The organism is Agarivorans aestuarii (assembly GCF_019670125.1).
GTDB lineage: Bacteria > Pseudomonadota > Gammaproteobacteria > Enterobacterales > Celerinatantimonadaceae > Agarivorans > Agarivorans aestuarii.
In genome coordinates this window covers 77,314-96,438 of the sequence record NZ_AP023033.1, presented here as the reverse complement: position 1 = coordinate 96,438, position 19,125 = coordinate 77,314, and the positions used below count along the sequence as shown (strand labels likewise).

At 45.7% G+C, this 19,125-nt stretch carries 22 protein-coding genes; 5 read left to right on the top strand and 17 right to left on the bottom strand.

Going from position 1 to position 19,125, the window contains the following annotated elements:
• Window positions 1–79 precede the first annotated feature (79 nt).
• Window positions 80–526, bottom strand: a complete 447-nt coding sequence (ohrR, locus tag K5609_RS00465; RefSeq protein WP_016400011.1) for a transcriptional regulator OhrR — start codon at window positions 524–526, stop codon at window positions 80–82.
• 121 nt (window positions 527–647) lie between these two features.
• On the opposite strand from ohrR, the gene ohr reads away from it, so the two are divergent.
• On the top strand, window positions 648–1,070 hold the full coding sequence (ohr, locus tag K5609_RS00460) for an organic hydroperoxide reductase Ohr (RefSeq protein ID WP_221077170.1): 423 nt from the start codon (window positions 648–650) through the stop codon (window positions 1,068–1,070).
• 45 nt (window positions 1,071–1,115) lie between these two features.
• Here the strand turns inward: ohr and K5609_RS00455 are convergent, their stop codons facing one another.
• From K5609_RS00455 to K5609_RS00380, 16 genes are all read right to left on the bottom strand, one after another.
• Complete coding sequence (locus tag K5609_RS00455) at window positions 1,116–1,322, bottom strand: hypothetical protein (RefSeq protein WP_221075509.1); 207 nt, start codon at window positions 1,320–1,322, stop codon at window positions 1,116–1,118.
• Between the two features lie 110 nt (window positions 1,323–1,432).
• The gene (locus K5609_RS00450; protein ID WP_221075508.1) at window positions 1,433–1,903 is read right to left on the bottom strand and encodes a GNAT family N-acetyltransferase; all 471 of its coding nucleotides are present in this window, start codon (window positions 1,901–1,903) and stop codon (window positions 1,433–1,435) included.
• On the bottom strand, window positions 1,900–2,535 hold the full coding sequence (locus K5609_RS00445; protein ID WP_221075507.1) for a cold shock and DUF1294 domain-containing protein: 636 nt from the start codon (window positions 2,533–2,535) through the stop codon (window positions 1,900–1,902). The genes K5609_RS00450 and K5609_RS00445 overlap by 4 nt, the downstream gene beginning before the upstream one ends.
• Complete coding sequence (locus tag K5609_RS00440; RefSeq protein ID WP_221075506.1) at window positions 2,528–3,184, bottom strand: FMN-binding negative transcriptional regulator; 657 nt, start codon at window positions 3,182–3,184, stop codon at window positions 2,528–2,530. Before K5609_RS00440 ends, K5609_RS00445 begins: the two co-directional genes overlap by 8 nt.
• A 73-nt stretch (window positions 3,185–3,257) precedes the next feature.
• Window positions 3,258–3,734 carry a DUF3299 domain-containing protein gene (locus tag K5609_RS00435; protein WP_221075505.1) on the bottom strand — a complete coding sequence of 159 codons (477 nt, stop codon included), beginning with the start codon at window positions 3,732–3,734 and terminating at the stop codon, window positions 3,258–3,260.
• A 48-nt stretch (window positions 3,735–3,782) separates the two neighbouring features.
• On the bottom strand, window positions 3,783–6,017 hold the full coding sequence (locus K5609_RS00430; protein ID WP_221075504.1) for an alkaline phosphatase: 2,235 nt from the start codon (window positions 6,015–6,017) through the stop codon (window positions 3,783–3,785).
• A gap of 325 nt (window positions 6,018–6,342) precedes the next feature.
• Window positions 6,343–8,286 carry a methyl-accepting chemotaxis protein gene (locus K5609_RS00425; protein WP_221075503.1) on the bottom strand — a complete coding sequence of 648 codons (1,944 nt, stop codon included), beginning with the start codon at window positions 8,284–8,286 and terminating at the stop codon, window positions 6,343–6,345.
• Window positions 8,283–9,200 carry a hypothetical protein gene (locus K5609_RS00420; RefSeq protein ID WP_221075502.1) on the bottom strand — a complete coding sequence of 306 codons (918 nt, stop codon included), beginning with the start codon at window positions 9,198–9,200 and terminating at the stop codon, window positions 8,283–8,285. Before K5609_RS00420 ends, K5609_RS00425 begins: the two co-directional genes overlap by 4 nt.
• Before the next feature lie 172 nt (window positions 9,201–9,372).
• Entirely contained in the window at window positions 9,373–10,182 is an 810-nt protein-coding gene (locus K5609_RS00415) for a TatD family hydrolase (protein ID WP_246611918.1), read from the bottom strand.
• Entirely contained in the window at window positions 10,160–10,900 is a 741-nt protein-coding gene (tatC, locus tag K5609_RS00410; protein ID WP_221075501.1) for a twin-arginine translocase subunit TatC, read from the bottom strand. The genes K5609_RS00415 and tatC overlap by 23 nt, the downstream gene beginning before the upstream one ends.
• A 3-nt stretch (window positions 10,901–10,903) precedes the next feature.
• The gene (tatB, locus tag K5609_RS00405; protein ID WP_220719566.1) at window positions 10,904–11,287 is read right to left on the bottom strand and encodes a Sec-independent protein translocase protein TatB; all 384 of its coding nucleotides are present in this window, start codon (window positions 11,285–11,287) and stop codon (window positions 10,904–10,906) included.
• A 2-nt stretch (window positions 11,288–11,289) separates the two neighbouring features.
• Complete coding sequence (gene tatA / locus K5609_RS00400; protein ID WP_016400025.1) at window positions 11,290–11,526, bottom strand: Sec-independent protein translocase subunit TatA; 237 nt, start codon at window positions 11,524–11,526, stop codon at window positions 11,290–11,292.
• Window positions 11,527–11,571: 45 nt separating this feature from the next.
• Window positions 11,572–13,200 carry a ubiquinone biosynthesis regulatory protein kinase UbiB gene (gene ubiB / locus K5609_RS00395; RefSeq protein WP_221075500.1) on the bottom strand — a complete coding sequence of 543 codons (1,629 nt, stop codon included), beginning with the start codon at window positions 13,198–13,200 and terminating at the stop codon, window positions 11,572–11,574.
• Window positions 13,197–13,796: a ubiquinone biosynthesis accessory factor UbiJ gene (locus tag K5609_RS00390; RefSeq protein ID WP_221075499.1), complete on the bottom strand. Its 600-nt coding sequence runs from the start codon at window positions 13,794–13,796 to the stop codon at window positions 13,197–13,199. Before K5609_RS00390 ends, ubiB begins: the two co-directional genes overlap by 4 nt.
• A 9-nt stretch (window positions 13,797–13,805) precedes the next feature.
• On the bottom strand, window positions 13,806–14,558 hold the full coding sequence (ubiE, locus tag K5609_RS00385; RefSeq protein WP_221075498.1) for a bifunctional demethylmenaquinone methyltransferase/2-methoxy-6-polyprenyl-1,4-benzoquinol methylase UbiE: 753 nt from the start codon (window positions 14,556–14,558) through the stop codon (window positions 13,806–13,808).
• Between the two features lie 169 nt (window positions 14,559–14,727).
• Window positions 14,728–15,012, bottom strand: a complete 285-nt coding sequence (locus K5609_RS00380; protein ID WP_221075497.1) for a hypothetical protein — start codon at window positions 15,010–15,012, stop codon at window positions 14,728–14,730.
• 519 nt (window positions 15,013–15,531) lie between these two features.
• Between K5609_RS00380 and K5609_RS00375 the strand changes: the two genes are divergently transcribed.
• The 4 genes from K5609_RS00375 to prpC all read left to right on the top strand — a co-directional run bounded on the left by K5609_RS00375 (window position 15,532) and on the right by prpC (window position 19,124).
• A complete protein-coding gene (locus K5609_RS00375) occupies window positions 15,532–15,966 on the top strand; it encodes a hypothetical protein (RefSeq protein WP_221075496.1) in 435 nt (144 codons plus the stop codon).
• 269 nt (window positions 15,967–16,235) lie between these two features.
• Window positions 16,236–16,979 (top strand): GntR family transcriptional regulator, encoded by a 744-nt coding sequence (locus tag K5609_RS00370; protein WP_221075495.1) that lies wholly within the window; start codon window positions 16,236–16,238, stop codon window positions 16,977–16,979.
• Window positions 16,980–17,873 (top strand): methylisocitrate lyase, encoded by an 894-nt coding sequence (prpB, locus tag K5609_RS00365; RefSeq protein WP_221075494.1) that lies wholly within the window; start codon window positions 16,980–16,982, stop codon window positions 17,871–17,873.
• 123 nt (window positions 17,874–17,996) lie between these two features.
• Complete coding sequence (prpC, locus tag K5609_RS00360; RefSeq protein ID WP_221075493.1) at window positions 17,997–19,124, top strand: bifunctional 2-methylcitrate synthase/citrate synthase; 1,128 nt, start codon at window positions 17,997–17,999, stop codon at window positions 19,122–19,124.
• Window position 19,125 lies beyond the last annotated feature (1 nt).

Here is a 19,125-nt window from a genome sequence, read left to right as displayed (position 1 = left end):
AAGCTTACGATTTTCACTTTAATTGTTATTTTTCTTAAATTTGCAGCGAAGCCTCAATAAACCTTAAAAGCTGTGCATGTTATTTCATTAACTTCGCTAACAAGCGATCACAACCCGCTTTAAGTGCTTGTAACTCTTCTAGGGGTAAATCAGCTTGGCATAACATGGCTTGAGGGATTGCTTCGGCTGGCTCACGCAGTGCCACACCTTGTGGTGTAAGGCTAATAACTCTTACTCGCTCATCTTGCTCAGATCTGGCTCTAAGCACTAAACCTTTAGCCTCTAAGCGCTTTAATAGCGGAGTTAAAGTGCCTGAATCCAAGTGAACGCGTTCACCCAAACTCTTCACACTTACGCTATCGTGCTCCCACAACACCATCATTACAATGTACTGCAAATAAGTAAGGTCCAGCTTATCCAGCAGGGGACGATAAGCCCGTCCCATTGCGTTCGAAGCACTGTACAGAGAGAAGCACAATTGCTTATCCAAACTCAGGCTAGCTACATGGTTTTGCTGTTTACTCATCACTGCACCCTAATGTTTCACTAAAAATAAATTGTGCACAATATACTTGCATTTCGTTTTCGCCTCAACTAAAGTTGCAAACAATTAAATTGCACACAACTCAAATTAAAAGGTAACGATGATGACAACGCTATACACAACTTCAGCAACTGCACTAGCCGGCCGCAATGGACAAGTAAGTACCGACGATAAAAAACTAGATTTAGCATTAAGCTATCCAAAAGAGATGGGCGGAAGCGGCGAAGCCACTAATCCAGAACAGCTTTTTGCCGCAGGTTATGCAGCGTGTTTTTCTAATGCCATTTTACATGTGGCTCGAGAAGGTAAAGTGGCCATTAAATCTGCCCCTACAACCGCTACCGTAGGTATTGGTCCTAACGACGACGGCGGCTTTGCGCTAACCGTTTCGCTTGCGGTAGAGCTTGAATTAGAACAGGCTGCAGCAGAAGAGTTGGTAAAAGTGGCCCACCAAGTTTGCCCGTATTCAAACGCGACTCGCGGCAATATTGATGTAAAACTGTCAGTAAATGGCGCTGCCTTATAAGCCGCTGCTCAATAAAAAAACCAAGCTTAGGCTTGGTTTTTTTCACTATTTATTTTTATCTAACAAAGCCTGTCGCTGCCGCTGATATTCTTCATAACTCACGTCGGCTTCATCCATACAGCTTAAATAATCTTGATGATTAGTTTGCTTGTCACACTGTCGTTGCTGGTTGCCCTGCATGGCATGATAGGCCTGCTGCTGGCTGCAAGCGCTGGTTATAAGTAAACTAAGAATGATTAGGGTACTTCGCATTGCTAAACTCTCCCTCACACTGCGCTTAAGCAACTATATTAGGTAACTTTCTCAACAAACTCCTTATGAGAATTGTCAGCAAGTCGATTCGTCAATGCTTAGCTGGTTGCTTAAGAATAGAAACCCTTGTACATACTAATATTTTGTAAACGTACCCCCAGCCGAACCAGCTGATTATGCGACACAACAGCAAAGCCTTGTTTGCCAAAAAACTCTTTGGCCACCAATGAGGCATCTACCCGTAGCCCAGCAAGCTTTTGCTCTCGAGCAATGCTTTCAACATGTTGATAAAGCGCTTGGCCTACTGCTTTTCCTTGATGCTCTGGCGCAACATAAAAGCAATCAATATAGTCTGCTGCTAATTCTATAAATCCTAGTAGCTGCTTATCAACTAAGGCTAAAAAGCAGTGTTTGCTTTTCAAGCGCTGTTGCCAGCGAGAATAGTCTATATCTAGCGGCGCCCACGCGGCTTTTTGTTCCTTAGAATAAAGTTCATCATCAATGGCATGCACAGCTTGGGTGAACAAATCTGCCACTGCTTGGCAGTATTCATCGGTGTAAGCAGTGATAGTGACCATCATGGCAATAAACTCGACAAGGCTTGATTAATATCTAGCAACATTGGTTCGCCATTGGGACTAAGCAAAAAAGCCAAAGCCGCTATATTGAGTAGCACTGTACAATAATAACCCCAGCGAAAAGACTGCTTTTGAGTTTTATGCCGTAACGTTTGTTGGGCGAGCATCGCACCTGGCCAGCCACCAATCAGCGCAAACACATGTAGCTTGAGCTCTTGAACGCGCCAGCGACCCGCTTGCGCTGCCGATTTATCTAGGGCGTATAATGCAAAAGTAACCACACTCATAACAACATAGAACACTAACAAAGCCAGTGGCAGTTTTTGCAATAGCACCAAACTAAGCAATAAAACAAAAAAAGCCAAAGCAACCATGCCAGCCCGCTTGGCTAAACCATTTGGCTTATTAGAAAATGCTGGCTTACTACCTATTAAACGCAGCTGCTTAGCACAGGGGCGGCCTTGTTTATCCTTCGCTAAGGTGTAATTAAACCAATGGCCAACTAACTTTTCTGGGTCGAGTTTTTTATCGGTAAAGCTGCTTATGTGCACAAACAACTGCTTAGACTCGCCATTCAAGCTGAGAAAGCCAAAACCCTTAGCCCGGTTCCACGAGGCCAATTTTGCTTTAGCCATTTTCACCTCGCCCTTTACTCGCCAAATTTTGGGCAAAGCGCTCAATCTGTTTTGCCATTAGCGGATTAGTATTAGCGAGTCCTTTAGCAACGCCAAGCTGATTTTCGACACTATGATTTTGGCTCTGTTTAAATTGCGCTTGCCAGCTATCAATGCTTATTTCAAAACCAACAATGGCTTTATTTAGCTGTTCAATAAACTTATCGGGTGCATCGCTCACTTGCCAAGGCTGACTTTGGGCTTGCTCATTTTGCTCAGTTAGCCTTTGCAACAAACTTAGCTTCCAAGCAAGATCATCTTGTTTAGTCATGGTCCCATTAATATGCACAGCTTGGTAATTCCAGGTAGGCACCACTTTTGGATTACTTAGTTTTGAAGGGTAATAATTAGGAGAAACATAAGCATCTTCCCCTTGAAATACTGCCAAAGCAGCTAGGGGCTTAAGTAAACGCTTTGCTAAAGGATTAATACGAGCAATATGCCCCTGCAAACACCAGTTATCATCAGCATTTTTAGCCAGTAGTAGAGGTACGTGATCGGCCACTAGACCCGCTTCACTAAGGGTACTTATACAGGCTAGAGGATATTCGCTAATTAGTGTAGATACTTGATGCCAATCTTGTTGCTTAAAATGCGTTGGTATATGCACGTAGTGTTGCTCCCTATTGTTCTGCTAAATACTCTCACGGAACGGGAGCGCTACACTAGCCTTAGTTGGGCAATTATGGAGTGTACATTTCGGGCTCTTTCGATAAGGTCATGGCATAACCTGCGCTAGCCAAGCCCTCTATATCGGTAGCTTTTACCTGCATTTCTCCGCTAATCCAAACCACTTCCCATGGTTCTATCATATCTATTCCCTTGGGATGACTAACGTGAATAATTTGATTAGGTGGTGGCGGTGGTAAATGCAAACACGCGCCAAAAAATGGCACTAAAAAGAATTCGGTGATTTTGTTGCCATCACTTTCTAACGGCACAATAAAACCGGGCATACGCATGTTTTGCCCATCGAGAGCATGAACTAAGCCACCAGTTTTAATTTGTGGGGCACGTTCATCTAACTGCACCTCATGATTGATGGGTGCCTGTACAATTTGGCCACGTTCTAACTCAGGAATGAGTGTTTGCCAAGGGTTCGTCGCAGCCAACACACTCGGGCTAAGCAAAATCAGTAAACTTAAATATATAATACGCAAAATAAAAAGACCTTTAAGCCCGACTTGCGCCGGGCTTAGCATAGAGATTTAGTTAGCGTCTAAAGCGCCACGCATAACATTGTAAATAGCCGTATTGTCTACCGTACGACCCACAAAGGCGTGTGAATTTAGACCCCAAGATGCAATAGGCACATCTACGTTAGTGTGACTTCCCCACTTCCAACTTACCTCTGGTACAACACCGATACCGTTGGTTTTCTCAAGCACCAAACCACCGGTTTCGTGGTCTGCAGTTACAATCACCATGCTGTCGCTGCGTAAATCAGACCAATTAACCACTTCTTCCACTGTCTTATCAAAAGCAATGGTTTCGTGAATTAAGCGCTCTTCATCGTTGAGGTGACCAGCAAAGTCGATTTGTGAACCTTCTACCATCAATACAAAGCCATTTGGATTTTTCGATAAGATATCAATCGCTACTTGGGTCATTTCATTCAACTGTGGAATGTCTTGTTCTTCGTAACTTTTTTGATCTCCCAAAGGCAATATGTAAGGAATTTCATCTTCACCAAAAATACCAGCAAATAGAATTTCTGCATTTGGGTCGTTAGCAGGTAAAGCCGCTACCGCAGGAATCATATCGGTTTTGTTTTTCACGATAGTGTAGCCACCTAAGTCAGCTTGCTGGCTAATCACATCTACGCCATCAACTTGCTTACTGCCACATAAGGCTACGTTAGGTTTTACATCGCCAAACATGCTTTTTGAAAGCGTCACAAAATCATTTCGATTTGGACCATGTGAAGCAAAGGCCGCAGGTGTTGCGTGAACACAGTGCGACGTTGCCACAATACCTACCGATTTACCCTGCTTTTGCGCATATTCCAAAATGGTTTCTAAATCAGAACCATCTCCCGGACGTGCTTGAGCAATAGTGCCTGAAATCGCTTTACGGCCAGTAGAGATTGCCGTGGCTGCCGCTGCAGAATCGGTGTAGTAATTCATGCCTAGCTCTGCCAAGTTCTCGTAACCTAAGGTATCGGCACTGGCAGTTTTAATATCGCCGCGATGCTTACCAGATTCTAGGAATAAGGCTTCACCCATGTAGGCGCGAGTAATATCAATTTGCCCATAACCCATACCATCGCCAATCATCATTACAATGTTATTGGCTGATTCAAGATCAATGACATCAATCTCTTGGCTAGAACTGGTTTGAGTCGCTAAACCTTGATTGGTGGTTAAGTTTACTTGGTAACGGCCTGTGGCATCTGCACTGGCCAGTTTGCGAATGTCGCTAATGGTTTGGCTGTCATCGTCAGTTAGGGCAACGCTCATGTCACCTTCTGTATCCCAGTGGTAACTTTGCGCAAAGGTACTGCCGTCTGCCGTTAAGCTGGTAGGCAAGTTAGCCACAGTTACGGTGTCGTGACCAACCACAGCACGTACTTTTGCCAAGGTAAGTGGCACAGCTTGCTGACCATCACCCAAAGTAGACAGTGAAAATACGTAGCTGCCCGCTTCTACCTGTGCCGACATTTTGCCGCCTGGGTAAGTTGTCAGTGACGATTCACCTTCGGTTAAGCTAATTGGCTGATTATCTAAAGAGCCATAAACTAATGGTGAATCGATGCCTTGGTGTAAGTTAAAGCTAATGGTACCGGCTTCTGCGAAGTTCATTTGTAGCTGATAGTTACCTGCACCAGCATAGCTAAATTGGCTGCTTTCGTCGGCGATCCAATCATTGAAGGTGCCTACTAGGTACATAGCTTGGCTTAAGTTATCAACATCACTGTCGGTGATGTTTTCAATCAACAATGTAGGATTGTCGATGGTAGCTGAAGCATCAAGAGTAAAACGAAATACCTGATCTTCATCGTCGGCAACGGTGATATCCATGTTCTGGTTACCAAAGTCGTCGTACTTACGTTGCAGTTCCATTGGGATATCAAATACCACTTCAGCATCGGCGTCTTCACCAATCGCTAAGTCGCGCTCGGCACTCCAGCTTGGGTCAGAGATTTTGAAGGAGTACTCACCTGGCTGCATGCTAAATAAGGCAATGTATTCACCGTCGCCTTGGTAGTGTAACTGAGCTTCTGGGCGCGAAGACCAGCTATTCATAGAGCCCTTGATATACAAGCGACAATCTTTGTTGGCGTCAGCAGCAATTTCTTCACCGCTACATTTAAACGGCCCTAAATCAATACTGTCGGCGATGGGTGGATCCAAATACACATATTCGGTATCACTATTACAACCGACTACAGCAGAGGCGATAGACACCCCTGCAACTACTTTTAATACTTTCCCTAAACGCATTACATTTCCTCAATAAGTACTGATTAACTTGCGGATACATCGAAATAAATACCGCGGGAAAGCTAGCTGCGATTAATGACAGTTTTATTAAGCCTATGAATTACAAGTAGATTAGAAGCCAAACAAATGGGCAATTTAGCTCACCTAAAGATCAAAAAGAGAAAGATTAAACTAGCGAGAAGATCAGAAAAGGTTTTCAAAATGAATCGAAAACATTTTCATAAAGTAGGAAATAAAAAATAAGAATTATATGTGACGCTGAAATACGAAAAGCTTAAAGGGAAGCAAGTGCTTCCCTTTAAATTCCAATAAGGCTTGTGGTTAGTTATACCTTGAAATTAGCAATACTGGCTTGAATAAGGCTACTCAATTGACCAACCTTATGAGCTTGCTCAGCGGTTTGCTCGGTGCCTTCTAAACTCATTTGAGCTGCCGACTCAATATCTTGCATCTCACTAACCACTGTTTCAGAGGTTGATAATTGCGCATCACAAGCGGCACTTACATCATCAAGCAAACGTGTGATGTCGCTTACCAATTGATGGGTTTTCTCTACTGAAAGCTGCATTTCTGACATTAGTACAAAACTGGTATTAGCTTGCACTTTGCCTTGTTGCATTTGCCCCTCGGTTTTCTCGGCGCCTTTCACTAAGTCACTCATCATCTGTTCGATTTGATCGGTTGAACCACGGGTTTGCTTAGCTAAATTGCGAACCTCATCGGCAACTACCGCAAAGCCACGGCCATGCTCACCAGCGCGTGCAGACTCAATCGCAGCATTAAGCGCCAGCAGGTTAGTTTGTTCGGCAATGCCGTTAATCACTTCTAAGATTTTGCTGGCGTCTTTACTGTTTTGCGCTAATTCACGCATATCTACCGAGGCTGTATCTACTTGACTCACCAAGTGCTTAATTTCATTGGTAGCCGATTGAGTCAGGGTATTTCCTTTCATCGACGCTTCATCAATCGCAATTGCCGACTGGTCGGCATTACGTACATGATTGGCCACTTCATTAAAACCTTGCGACAAGCTGCCAATATGCTGGCTTACTTCGGCAACAACTTGTTGCTGTTGACCTACTTGCCCCTTAGATTGCTGGGCCAACTGGTTTAGCTGATTGGCCGCTTCATTCAAGGTGGCAACATGCTGGTTAATGCTTGTAACCGTGCCCTGCAGCAACTCAATAAATTGATTAAATGCCGCTGCCAGCTGGGCTAATTCATCTTTACCTTTAACTTTTAAACGCTGGGTTAAATCCCCATCTCCTTGGGCAATCGCCTGCATGGCTTGCACCATGGTAACCACAGGTTGGCGAATAAATCGGGTAATCACCCATGCGAGCAACAATGAAATAAATACAATTGATACACCAAAAGCCAAGCTTGTGCGCGCAGTTTGGTGCAGCTGCTGAGCAATGGCTTGGCTAGATTCTCCCAAAATTTGCCATTGTGTTTGCTGGCTATCGCCGGCGCCCTGCACCACTTGCTCAGCGGCGGGGTTGAGCAAATCTTCCATTAATAGCTCTTGCTCTTCTAAGAGCTCAAAAATGCCAATAGCCGCTAGCGAAAGCTGTTTAACGTATTGTTCTACTTCAGCAATCCATGCTTTGTGGTGCTCTCGATTTAGACCCTTTGTTAAATCAATAAGGTCGTTTTCGGCACCAAAAAGTTCTAAATAGAATTGGTCTTTACTGCGGCTGTCTCGGCGATTGAGGTGGCTCATCAGGGCAATGGATGCCGCTTGAATATGATTGGCTAAACTTACGGTTAGGGCTGGTAAACGCCCGGAGTTAAGCAAATCTAGGGTGGCATGAATATCCGCAGTTTTCGCCAAGGCTTGTGGTACCAGTTGGCGCAATACGGTGTTTTCTAAGGCGCTTACCTCCGCTAACAGTGGCACCAGTTCGTCGACAAAATGTTGATCCAATAATTGGCTATTACCCGTTATTTGCTCAGCATTTTCAAAGCCAGCTAAATGCGGGCTTTGCGCCAAGTTCTGAGCTTGTTCAGCCAGCTGCTGATATTGCTGCAACAAACGTGGATCTTCGCTTTGGCTATAGCGAGACTGTAATACCAAACGCTGCAAGGCATTTACCGATAGTTCTCCGGCCAAACGGGCGCTAGGCTCTACGGTGCTAGAAAACTCTACCGCTTGTTGTTGTACCCCACTTATAGAGTAGTGACTATTCCATAGCATTAAGGCTAGCAGCAACACTATGCCACAAGGAATAAGCGCGATTTTTTGACTAAGGCTGAGTTTGTCCATCATAAGGCTGCCGCTCCTACCATTACCAACAAGCCGCTACGCACACTCACCCAAGCCGCATAGGCTTGATTAGCGTCGGCAAATGCAGAACTTGGATTTGCTTGGCTATCATGTTCAATTTGCAGGATAGTTTTGGCGCGATGCAGCTCGGCGAGCAAACTCACACTGGTATCCACCACTTGATACTCTTTAGACTCTCCCGCAGGCAATCGGCCTGGTTTACTAGGCTCAATCTCCAATTGGCGAAACAGCCTCTCCAATAGATACAAACACTGCAGGGCAATAATATTTACGTCGGTAGTCTCTCGGCCAATTACCGAGGTTTCTCCAGCAAACTGCAAAGGCAGCTCGCGCGCTTGGCTAATTTGCTGCAGATCAGCTTTAATCCGCGCGACATTATTAGCTAAAACCTGCTGTGGCTGACGCTCTATCAAACCTTCAAACAGGTGCTCAATAATCACTAATTGCTGATAAACGTCGTTAACTGATTTACCCAAAGGACGTTCTACTTCTTCGCCTGCTGACACACCTAGTTTTTTGCTTATTTGCAGCAGCTGTTGCTCCAGCTCTTTGAGATAAGGCATGACACTGCGCGGGCGAATAACCCGATATTCCGCGGGTGCAAGTTCGCTAGCACTTAAGCCTTGTTGGGTTTGCAAGGTAGCCGCTAAGGAACTTAATTGGCGGGTTTTAAAAACCAAATGCACAGCCAGTTTGTCAGCAAATATTTGCGGCTCTGGCTGCACTTCAGCAAGTTTTTGCTGGGCACGAATGGCTTGCAACTGCTGACTAATAAACTGTGCTTTTTGATATAAGTGATTGTTGTTAACAATTGCGGAAAAACTACTGGGGCTTACTAGCAGTATGCACCAACACAAAAAGCGCCATTGCCTCAATATCGTTGAAAATTTAATCAAAGTTTTTTCTCTTCCCTGAACAGCTATTCATAGCAAAACTGCCAATTGCTTTCGTTAAGTCTCAGACTTATCTTTCAAGCATAGAAAGCTTTTAAGAATAAAGCCAAGCAAGAGCCAAACCAACACTGAAGCTTAGTTATAAAAACATGACATTTGAATGACTTGAGTCAGATTAGATGTTGAGCAAACGCTCAACGTTCTGCTGGGTATGTTGTTGCAGTTCCGCCACGCTTTGCTCGCGCAGGTCCGCCACTCGCTGATAAATATGTGGCAAGTAGCAGGGTTCGTTACGGCGACTTTTGGGCTTAGGGCGCAAATCGCGAGGAAGTAAATAAGGGGCATCGGTTTCTAGCAACAAGCGTTCGTTAGGGATCTCGGTTACGCGCTGTTGCAGGTCTTCACCGCGGCGTTCATCACATACCCAGCCGGTGATACCAATATATAAGTCTAAATCTAAACACGCTTTAAGTGCGGCTTTATCACTGGTAAAACAGTGCAACACTGCGCCGGGAAGCTTATCTCGCCAAGGTGTGAGAATATCGATAAAGCGTTGATGCGCATCACGCTCATGCATTACCACCGGCATGTTCAACTCGGCTGCTAAAGCTAGCTGGGCTTCAAAAATGGCTTCTTGCTGCGGGCGCGGCGAAAAGTCACGGTTGAAATCTAAGCCACATTCCCCTACTGCCAGCACCTGTGGTTGTGCAAGCAAAGGTTTAAGCTGTTGTAATTGCTCAATAGTTACCGACTTTGCATCATGAGGGTGCACACCTGCCGTGGCATAACACACTTTTGGCCACTTTAAGGCCAGCTCACTAACTGCTTGGCTCTCTTGCATATCGCTGGCTAACAGCAACATACCGTTTACCCCGGCTTGTTGGGCGCGAGCGATCACCTCATCACGGTCTTTATCAAACTGCGAGCTAGTAAGGTTTAGTGCAATATCAAACATGGGTGCGCTAAGCTTGCGCTTCTTCGTCATCTTTACGCACATAAAAGCGCGCAAAGAACAATCCCACTTCAAACAGCAACCACATTGGCAAGGCCAACAGGGTTTGCGAAATAATATCTGGCGGGGTTAATAACATACCCACTACAAAAGCACCCACAATCACGTAAGGGCGCTTGCTGCGCAGCTTTTCAGGCGTGGTGGCACCAGACCAGCATAACAACATGGTAGCGATGGGAATTTCAAAGGCTAAACCAAAAGCAAAAAACAGCTTAAGTACAAAATCCAAATAGTTGGAAATGTCGGTAGCAATGGTTACGCCTTCGGGCGCAACCGCAGTGAAAAAAGCAAATGCCAGTGGAAATACCACATAAAAGGCGAACGCCACGCCAGCGTAAAACAACAAGCCTGAGCCAAATACTAAGGGGATTAGCAATTTGCGCTCGTGTTGATACAAACCCGGCGCAATAAAGCCCCAAGCTTGCGCTAACAAATACGGCATGGCTAAAAATACTGAGGCCACCAAAGTTAGTTTTATCGGGGTAAAAAACGGCGCAGCAACATCGGTAGCAATCATGCTGGCGTTTTCTGGCATTACGCTTAACAAAGGCTCGGCAAGCAAAGCGTAAATGTCGTTAGCAAAATACACTAGGCAGAGAAAAATTAGCAAACAAGCCAATACTCCACGTAACAAGCGATTGCGTAACTCAACTAAATGCTCAATTAAGGGCTGCGCAGGGGCGTCACTCATAGCTTATTTTTTATCTTCTTGGCTGGATTCAGGTGGCGGATCACTGGGCATGGTTACCGTGTCGGCCTCGTGTTGATTTTGCTCTGGTGCACTCTTTTGATAGGGGCGAGTCACCGATTCGGCGCGGGCTTTTAAGGTTTCGAAAGATTCACTTAAATCACCATTAAGCGACTCAAGACCTTGCTGCTCGGCTTTTTTAAGGTTTTGGTGAAGCTCGTCTAGCTCAAGCTCCTGCTTAAGCTCAGTAGTTACCGAAGACACCGACTGCTTTACCTTACGTACCACCGCCAACACACTACGAATAGCGCCTGGCAAGCGTTCTGGGCCTAGTATCACTAAGCCCATCACCGAGATAAGGATTAACTCCCAAAACCCAATATCAAACATGCTTAGCCTTGCTGTTGGTCTTTGCTTTTAGCGGTTTCTTCAGCTTGCTCTTTGTTTTGAGCAAGTTGTTCTGGTGTAGATTTTTCAGCCGTTTTGCTTTCATCGTCGTTCATGGCATTTTTAAAACCTTTTACTGCAGAACCTAGGTCTCCACCCATGTTACGCAGTTTTTTGGTTCCAAATAGCAACACCACAATTACCGCTACGATCAACAGTTGCCAAATACTAATTCCACCCATCTGTTTTTCCTTTTCCTATTCTGCTTAGCCACAATGGCTATATATCTATTTTAGTTGTCGCCAACTCATTAACCCAACAAACCCACTACTTATTGCCAAGGCTATCGATACAATCGGTAAACTTGGGTAAAGCAAAGCTGCCGAAATCAAACTTGAAGCGGCTGCCAAGGCTAAAATTAAACTACGCTGGCGCTGCTTCTGTTGCTGCAAATACTGTGCTGTAAACTGTTGAAACTTAAGCTGCTGTTGCTTTGCCAATTGCAGGTTATCATAAACCAACTCTGGTAAATGCGGCAGCGTTTCCAACCAGTAAGGCGCCTTTTCTTTAAAGGCGGTAAATACTGCCTCTGGCCCCACTTGTTTGCGCATCCAACGTTCTAAAAAGGGTTTAGCGGTTGCCCACAAATCCAATTCCGGATAAAGCTGACGCCCTAAACCTTCTATATATAACAAGGTTTTTTGTAACAATACCAACTGCGGCTGAACTTCCATATTGAACCGACGCGCAGTATTAAACAAATTCAATAGTACGTGACCAAAGGAAATCTCTGACAGCGGCTTGGCAAAAATAGGTTCACACACGGTGCGAATTGCAGCCTCAAACTCTTCCACTTTGGTATCTGCCGGTACCCAACCCGAATCTACATGTAACTGGGCCACCTTGTGATAATCGCGATTAAAAAATGCCAGAAAGTTTTCGGCCAAATAGCGCTGATCTTCCTTATTCAAGGTGCCCACAATGCCACAGTCAATACCTATGTATTGCGGGTCTTCTGGGTGCTCGCGTGACACAAAAATATTCCCAGGATGCATATCCGCGTGGAAAAAGCTGTCTCTGAATACCTGAGTAAAGAACACTTCCACACCACGCTCAGCCAATAGCTTCATATTGGTGTTTTGCGCTACTAACTCATCAATGTTGGCAACAGGGATACCGTAAATGCGTTCCATAACCAACAAGGTTTTGCGGCAATGATCACTGTACACCTCTGGAACATACAGCTCTTTTGCGTCAGTAAAATTACGGCGTAGTTGTATGGCGTTAGAAGCTTCGCGCGCTAGATCTAATTCATCAACAATGGTTTTTCGGTATTCTTCCACCACTTCTTTTGGACGTAAGCGGCGACCATCAGCAAAAAATCGGGCAAAGAAGCCAGCAACCCGCTGCATCAAGGCAATGTCTGAGAGAATGGTTTGCTCAATGCCAGGGCGAATTACCTTAAGCACCACCTCTTGGCCATTTTCTTTTAAGGTGGCGGTATGTACTTGGGCAATAGAGGCCGATGCCAAGGGCTGCATATCAAAGTCATCAAACAGCTCGTCGATAGGGCGCTCTAAAGCCAACTCAATTTGTTGTTTAGCTAGCTCGCCTGAAAACGGAGACACTTGGTCTTGCAGCAAAGCGAGCTCATCGGCGATATCGGGCGGTAACAAGTCGCGACGGGTCGACATCATCTGGCCAAATTTTATGAATACTGGCCCTAACTCTTCCATCGCCATGCGAATACGGGCACCGGCAGAGTCATTTTTATGCTGATTACGCCACCAAAACACCATACTGCGCAGTAAACGTAGCGGCCAAGGCCAAAAACGCTTAGGTAACAGTTGGTCGATACCATAACGACAAAGGGTGCGGTTTATTTGACGAAAGCGCGCAAACTCCTTGGGCGTCATTTACTCAAACCCTCAATGCGCAAGGCCAGTTTATCGATATCCTTACTCATGGCTTGAACTTGCTGCTGCCAGCTCTGGTATTCCAATTGCCCCACCAGCAATCCCCATTCTTCACTGGCTATTTCATTTATCTTTTCTGGGGTTTTATTCAATACACTTTTAAGTGCTTGCGCCACCGTGCGACTTTTAGACACCACTTGGTAAGCGGCCACATCGCCAATGCGCTGCGATAGTTTCTCTTCAAAATCTGGGTCTAGCTGCAAAAACAAATCGGCAAACTGTTGAGCAAGTTTAATGTCACCTTCAAGCTGCAACTTATCTTGTTTAATTAAACTAGGGATTTTGTCGGCTTGTTTTAACTCAGCCAAGGTAAACAACGACATGCTTAAACTGCAATCGGGCTCCGCCTCATATTGATTAAGCACATCCAACTGCTGCTCACTAATCACAAAATAAAAACACGGCAACGGGCTAATTTTGATTGCCAATACTTTGCCAGCAAGTTGACCGCGGCGAACGTGGCTGTTTTCATCCAGCGCTAAAACTTGGTTACTAAGTGCTTCTACGCCAGCACTAATGAGAGACGATAAGGGCATAGCGGCCTCTTAAAACTTATAACCGCGGTGCAGCGCAACAACACCACCGGTTAAATTGTAAAACTCGGCGCCTTCAAAACCGGCTTGCTGCATCATCTCTTTGAGGGTTTCTTGATCAGGATGCATGCGAATAGATTCAGCCAAGTATTGATAGCTCTCGGCATCATTGGCAATCAGTTGGCCCATTTTAGGTAATAAATGGAAAGAATAGGCGTCATAGACTTTGCTCACGGCTTCAAGCTCTGGCTTAGAAAACTCAAGCACTAACAAGCGTCCGCCGGGTTTTAATACGCGATACATAGAGCGCAATGCAGCGTCTTTATCGGTAACGTTACGCAAGCCAAAGCTAATGGTGATCACATCAAAAGTATTGTCTGGAAATGGCAGGGCTTCGGCATTGGCTTGCACATAACGAACATTGCCAACAATGCCTTTGTCGCGCAATTTGCTGCGGCCCATTTTTAACATTGAGTCATTAATATCGGCCAGTACTACCTCACCTTTATTACCCACAATGCGCGAGAACTTAGCGGTTAAATCGCCAGTTCCGCCGGCTAAATCCAACACTTTTTGTCCGGGGCGAACGCCGCTGCAATCAATGGTAAAACGCTTCCATAAACGGTGAATACCACCCGACATAAGGTCATTCATTACGTCGTATTTAGCTGCAACCGAATGAAATACATCAGCGACAAGGTTTACCTTTTCGTCGCGATTTACGGTTTTATAACCAAAATGGGTAGTGTCTTGCTCAGCGCTCATGTTTGCTTCCTACTTATGCGGTGTGTCGCTAGTGTACTGTAGCTGAGCTAATGCTCCAACACTTGCGAGAAATCGCTTATAGATTTTGTAAAAAAATGAGGACTTCAGCCTCGGTGAACTCTTAAAAACACGGAAGAATAAACAAAAAGCGCCCCGCAGGGCGCTTAGTTTACGTCTCTATTTTCACAGTTTTCTGTCGTGTGCGCCAAGCTTTGTGGCTAGTTTGCTGCTTAAGCTCTTTAGCTTTAGTGGCTGGCTCAGCTTGCTTAACTTTAGCTCTAAATCGACCATCGGGATCGGCACCAATATCTTTGGCAGTGTGGGCGTTAATTCCCTCTACGCGCCAGCTTTGTTGGCGTTGTTGCTTAAGCCATTGCTGGACCTCTAAATGTGCTTGATAGCGCAATAACAACTCTACAGTAAAGCTAAGTACGCGAATTTTAAGTGACATCATGTCTCGTTCTCCTTGATAGAGAGCGAAGTGACACAGTTAAGATAGGGTTAAATTTGGAATTCCTTCACTGCGACACTTCGCAGCTCGGGTAAAATTGGTAGGTAACTCAATCTTAAATTAGCTGCATGGCCTATCATTTCGCATCGCGGGTTTATTATGACCTACGCGAGACAAGCTGACTGACAGACGTCGGGCTGAGCGATATGCTGAACATAAACAATGTGTCATCGTTGCCTCGACTTTGCAGTAATTGATTGAACACATAACATAGCGTGGGTTTGCTCAAATCACAAGCGGCGTAATAAACAATTTTCCGACTTTTTTGTATGCCAATTGTCAGCCAGCACAATTATCTAAACACATGATAAATTTAGACAAAAAAACCACGTTGGCGACGTATCCGCTCCCTCCTTGCTAGCATTTGCAGTTAACTGCGTTTGCTAGTTTAATAGTAAGCAGCGTTGTCATACGCATTGTGCGTAGCTACGATTTTGGTGAATATAATGAGTAGAGGTATAAATGCATCCAGCTAGCCACGGCTATTACCAACTGCACTCCGAGCAAGGTTTTTTATTAGCCCAGCTTTATGATAGCTGGAACGTCACCACCACCCAGGAATACCGCAGCGACGTTCAACGGGAAATGAGCCAATATGGCACTAAACCTTGGGCTGCCATTTACGATATTCGCCATTGGCAATTTCTTACTCCTGAAAGCCTCCCTATTATGCAGCAGCAAATTGGCTGGTGTTTACAAAACCAACTTAGTCACTGCATTTATCTAGCAGCTGATTCTGGAATGCTTGAATACCTTAAGCAGCAAGCACATGCCGAAGTACCTAAACACAATTGTAAGTTTGTGCAACTAAGTACTATTGAACAAAGCCTCAACCAGTTCAAAGAATGGCAAGTAGATGTGCCCGCTAGCCTTATTTCCCAATTGAGAATTAGCTAGCCCTTTACTTAACAGCACTCGCAACGGCAGGCACTCAGCCTTTAAGCCCATCTAGCGAGAAAGAAGCTACTCAAACTTAAAATGCCAAGCGGCTACATTGTCGACAATATTCAGCAAAACCGAAACTTTGTTGACAAAACCTAGCTAATAACGGCCTTCAAAGCCTATTAAACTAAAGTATAACTATAAATTGTCGACAATTATTTGATCGATGCGCAACATCCGATCTACACTGTGCAACATTCAAGCAACCTGAGTGTAACCAGTATATGTCTCAACTTAGCCCCGCTAAATCGCTCAGCGACAAACAAAACTTACTCTCACAGAATCTCAGTGACACCTTAATCGAAGCCATAGTGAGCGGACAAATCGCCCAAGGTGAGAAAATCTCCGAGCCAGAGTTAGCAAGGCATTATGGGGTTAGCCGTGGCCCACTGCGTGAAGCTATGTTAAAGCTACAAGGCATGGGTTTGGTTGAGCGAGTTCCTCATGTTGGGGCGCGAGTCGTGCAGCTAAATCACCAACAGCTGCTAGATATCTACTCGGTGCGTGAAGCACTAGAAGGCATGGCTTGTCGCTTAGCGGCAGAACAATTGTCGACAATTCAACTCGAAGAACTTAAAGCCTTGCTGGAACATCACCAAAGCTATCTGCAGCAGCATCAAGGCAAAGCCTATTTTGAACAACAAGGTGATTTCGACTTTCACTACCTAATTATTAAAGGCAGTGCTAATCAGCGCCTCGTTAACCTGCTTTGCGACGAGCTCTACCACTTACTGCGCATGTATCGCTACCAAGCGGCCAAACAGGTTTCGCGCCCCGAGCGAGCACTAAAAGAACATTGGGCTATTTGGCAAGCATTGGCCGATCGCGATGGCGAGTTAGCCGAGATGCTAATGCGTCGTCACATTGCGCGTGCTCGCAAGGCCATAGAACAACAACATAGCAAACAACTTACCGACCAAAGCTCTGAAGCCAAGGCTTCGGCTACTCAAATCCAAGGAGTGAATTAAATGAGTGCCTCTACACCGTCACCACTCTCGCCCGGCGCACGTTTTCGCCAAGCGGTAGCCCAACAAAATCCACTGCAAATTGTTGGCACCATTAACCCTTACTGCGCAATGATGGCGCAGCGCGAAGGCCATAAAGCCATCTACCTTTCTGGTGGTGGTATTGCTAATGCTTCCTACGGTTTACCCGACTTAGGCATTACCACCATGAACGATGTATTAGAAGACGTTCGCCGAATTACCGCTGCCTGTGATTTACCTCTACTGGTAGACATAGATGTAGGCTTTGGCGGCGCATTTAATATTGCTCGCACCGTAAAAGAAATGATCCGCTCCGACGCCGCCGCAGTGCACATGGAAGACCAAGTCGCACAGAAGCGTTGTGGACATCGCCCCAATAAAGCCATTGTGTCGAGCCAAGAAATGGTCGACCGAATTAAAGCCGCGGTAGATGCCCGAGTCGATCCGGACTTTGTAGTCATGGCGCGTACCGATGCCCTGCAAATCGAAGGAATGGGCGGCGCCATCGAGCGCGCTTGCCAATATGTTGAAGCCGGCGCCGATATGATTTTCCCCGAAGCAATGCTCACCTTAGAGCAATACCAACAGTTTGCCGAAGCAGTAAAAGTGCCGATTTTGGCCAATATTACTGAATTTGGCCAAACCCCCTTATTTAGCGGCGAAGAGCTGGCTGGTGTTGGCGTAGACATGGTGCTTTACCCGTTATCGGCCTTTAGAGCGATGAACCAAGCAGCGGTAAATGTGTATCGCAGCCTACGCGAAAATGGCCACCAGCGAGATGTGGTAGACAGCATGCAAACCCGCGCCGAGCTATACGATTACTTGGGTTATCACGACTACGAACAAAAGCTCGACCAATTATTTAAACAAGATTAATCAAACTACGTGAACGGACTCTGCCAGCCGAACCAAGATTTAGCGGTAGAGCCATACTTAAGCAGCAGAAAACTAGCGCAAAGACGCCTCGCTGCTTAAGCCAAAGGAATGAAGGAGAATACCATGGTACAAAAAGTCCTAGGAGGCGCTGGCTTACGCGGCCAAAGCGCAGGCGAAACCAAACTATGCACCGTTGGCCAAAGTGGTTCGGGCCTAACGTATTGCGGCTACGATATTAGTGAGTTGGCAGAACAAGCCACCTTCGAAGAAGTCGCCTATCTGCTTTTTCACGGTGAGTTGCCTAATCGCGAACAACTGGCTGCCTACCACGATACCCTACATAACTTACGCGAATTACCCGAAGCGCTAAAAGCGGTATTAGAGCTAATCCCCGCAAATGCTCACCCAATGGATGTGATGCGCACTGGCGTTTCCATGTTAGGCAACCTAGAAACCGAAGCCAACTTTAGCCAGCAGCAACAGCATAGTGATCGCTTGCTTGCCACCCTGCCGGGCATCATTTGTTATTGGTATCGCTTCAGCCATGATGGTGTGCGTATTTCTACCCAAAGCTCAGCCAACTCTATTGCTGGCCATTTCCTAGAGCTATTACATGACAAACCCGCAGACCCATTACACGAGCAAGTGATGCAATGTTCGCTAATTTTATATGCCGAACATGAATTTAATGCCTCAACCTTTACTGGCCGAGTGATTGCTTCAACCCTTTCCGACATTCACTCTGCGGTATCCGGTGCTATTGGCGCGCTGCGCGGGCCACTGCATGGCGGCGCAAACGAAGCTGCCATGGCGATGATTGAAAATTGGACCAGCGCCGAACAAGCCGAAAACGAAATCATGGCGATGTTAGCCCGCAAAGACAAAATCATGGGTTTTGGTCATGCTATTTATCGCACTAGTGACCCACGTAATGCATTGATCAAAGCCTGGTCGAAAAAGCTTAGTGAAGCCACTGGTGATAAACACTTATACGCGGTGTCTGAACGTGTAGAAGCAGTAATGTGGCGTGAGAAAGAGCTGTTTTGTAATGCCGATTTCTTCCATGCCAGTGCTTACCACTTCATGAATATTCCAACCCCACTGTTTACCCCCATTTTTGTTTGTTCGCGGGTAAGTGGTTGGGCAGCGCACATTATGGAACAGCGCGCCAATAACCGGATTATTCGACCAAGCGCCGATTACACCGGCAGCGAGCCACGCAGTTACCTGCCGATTGAGCAGCGCAACTAAC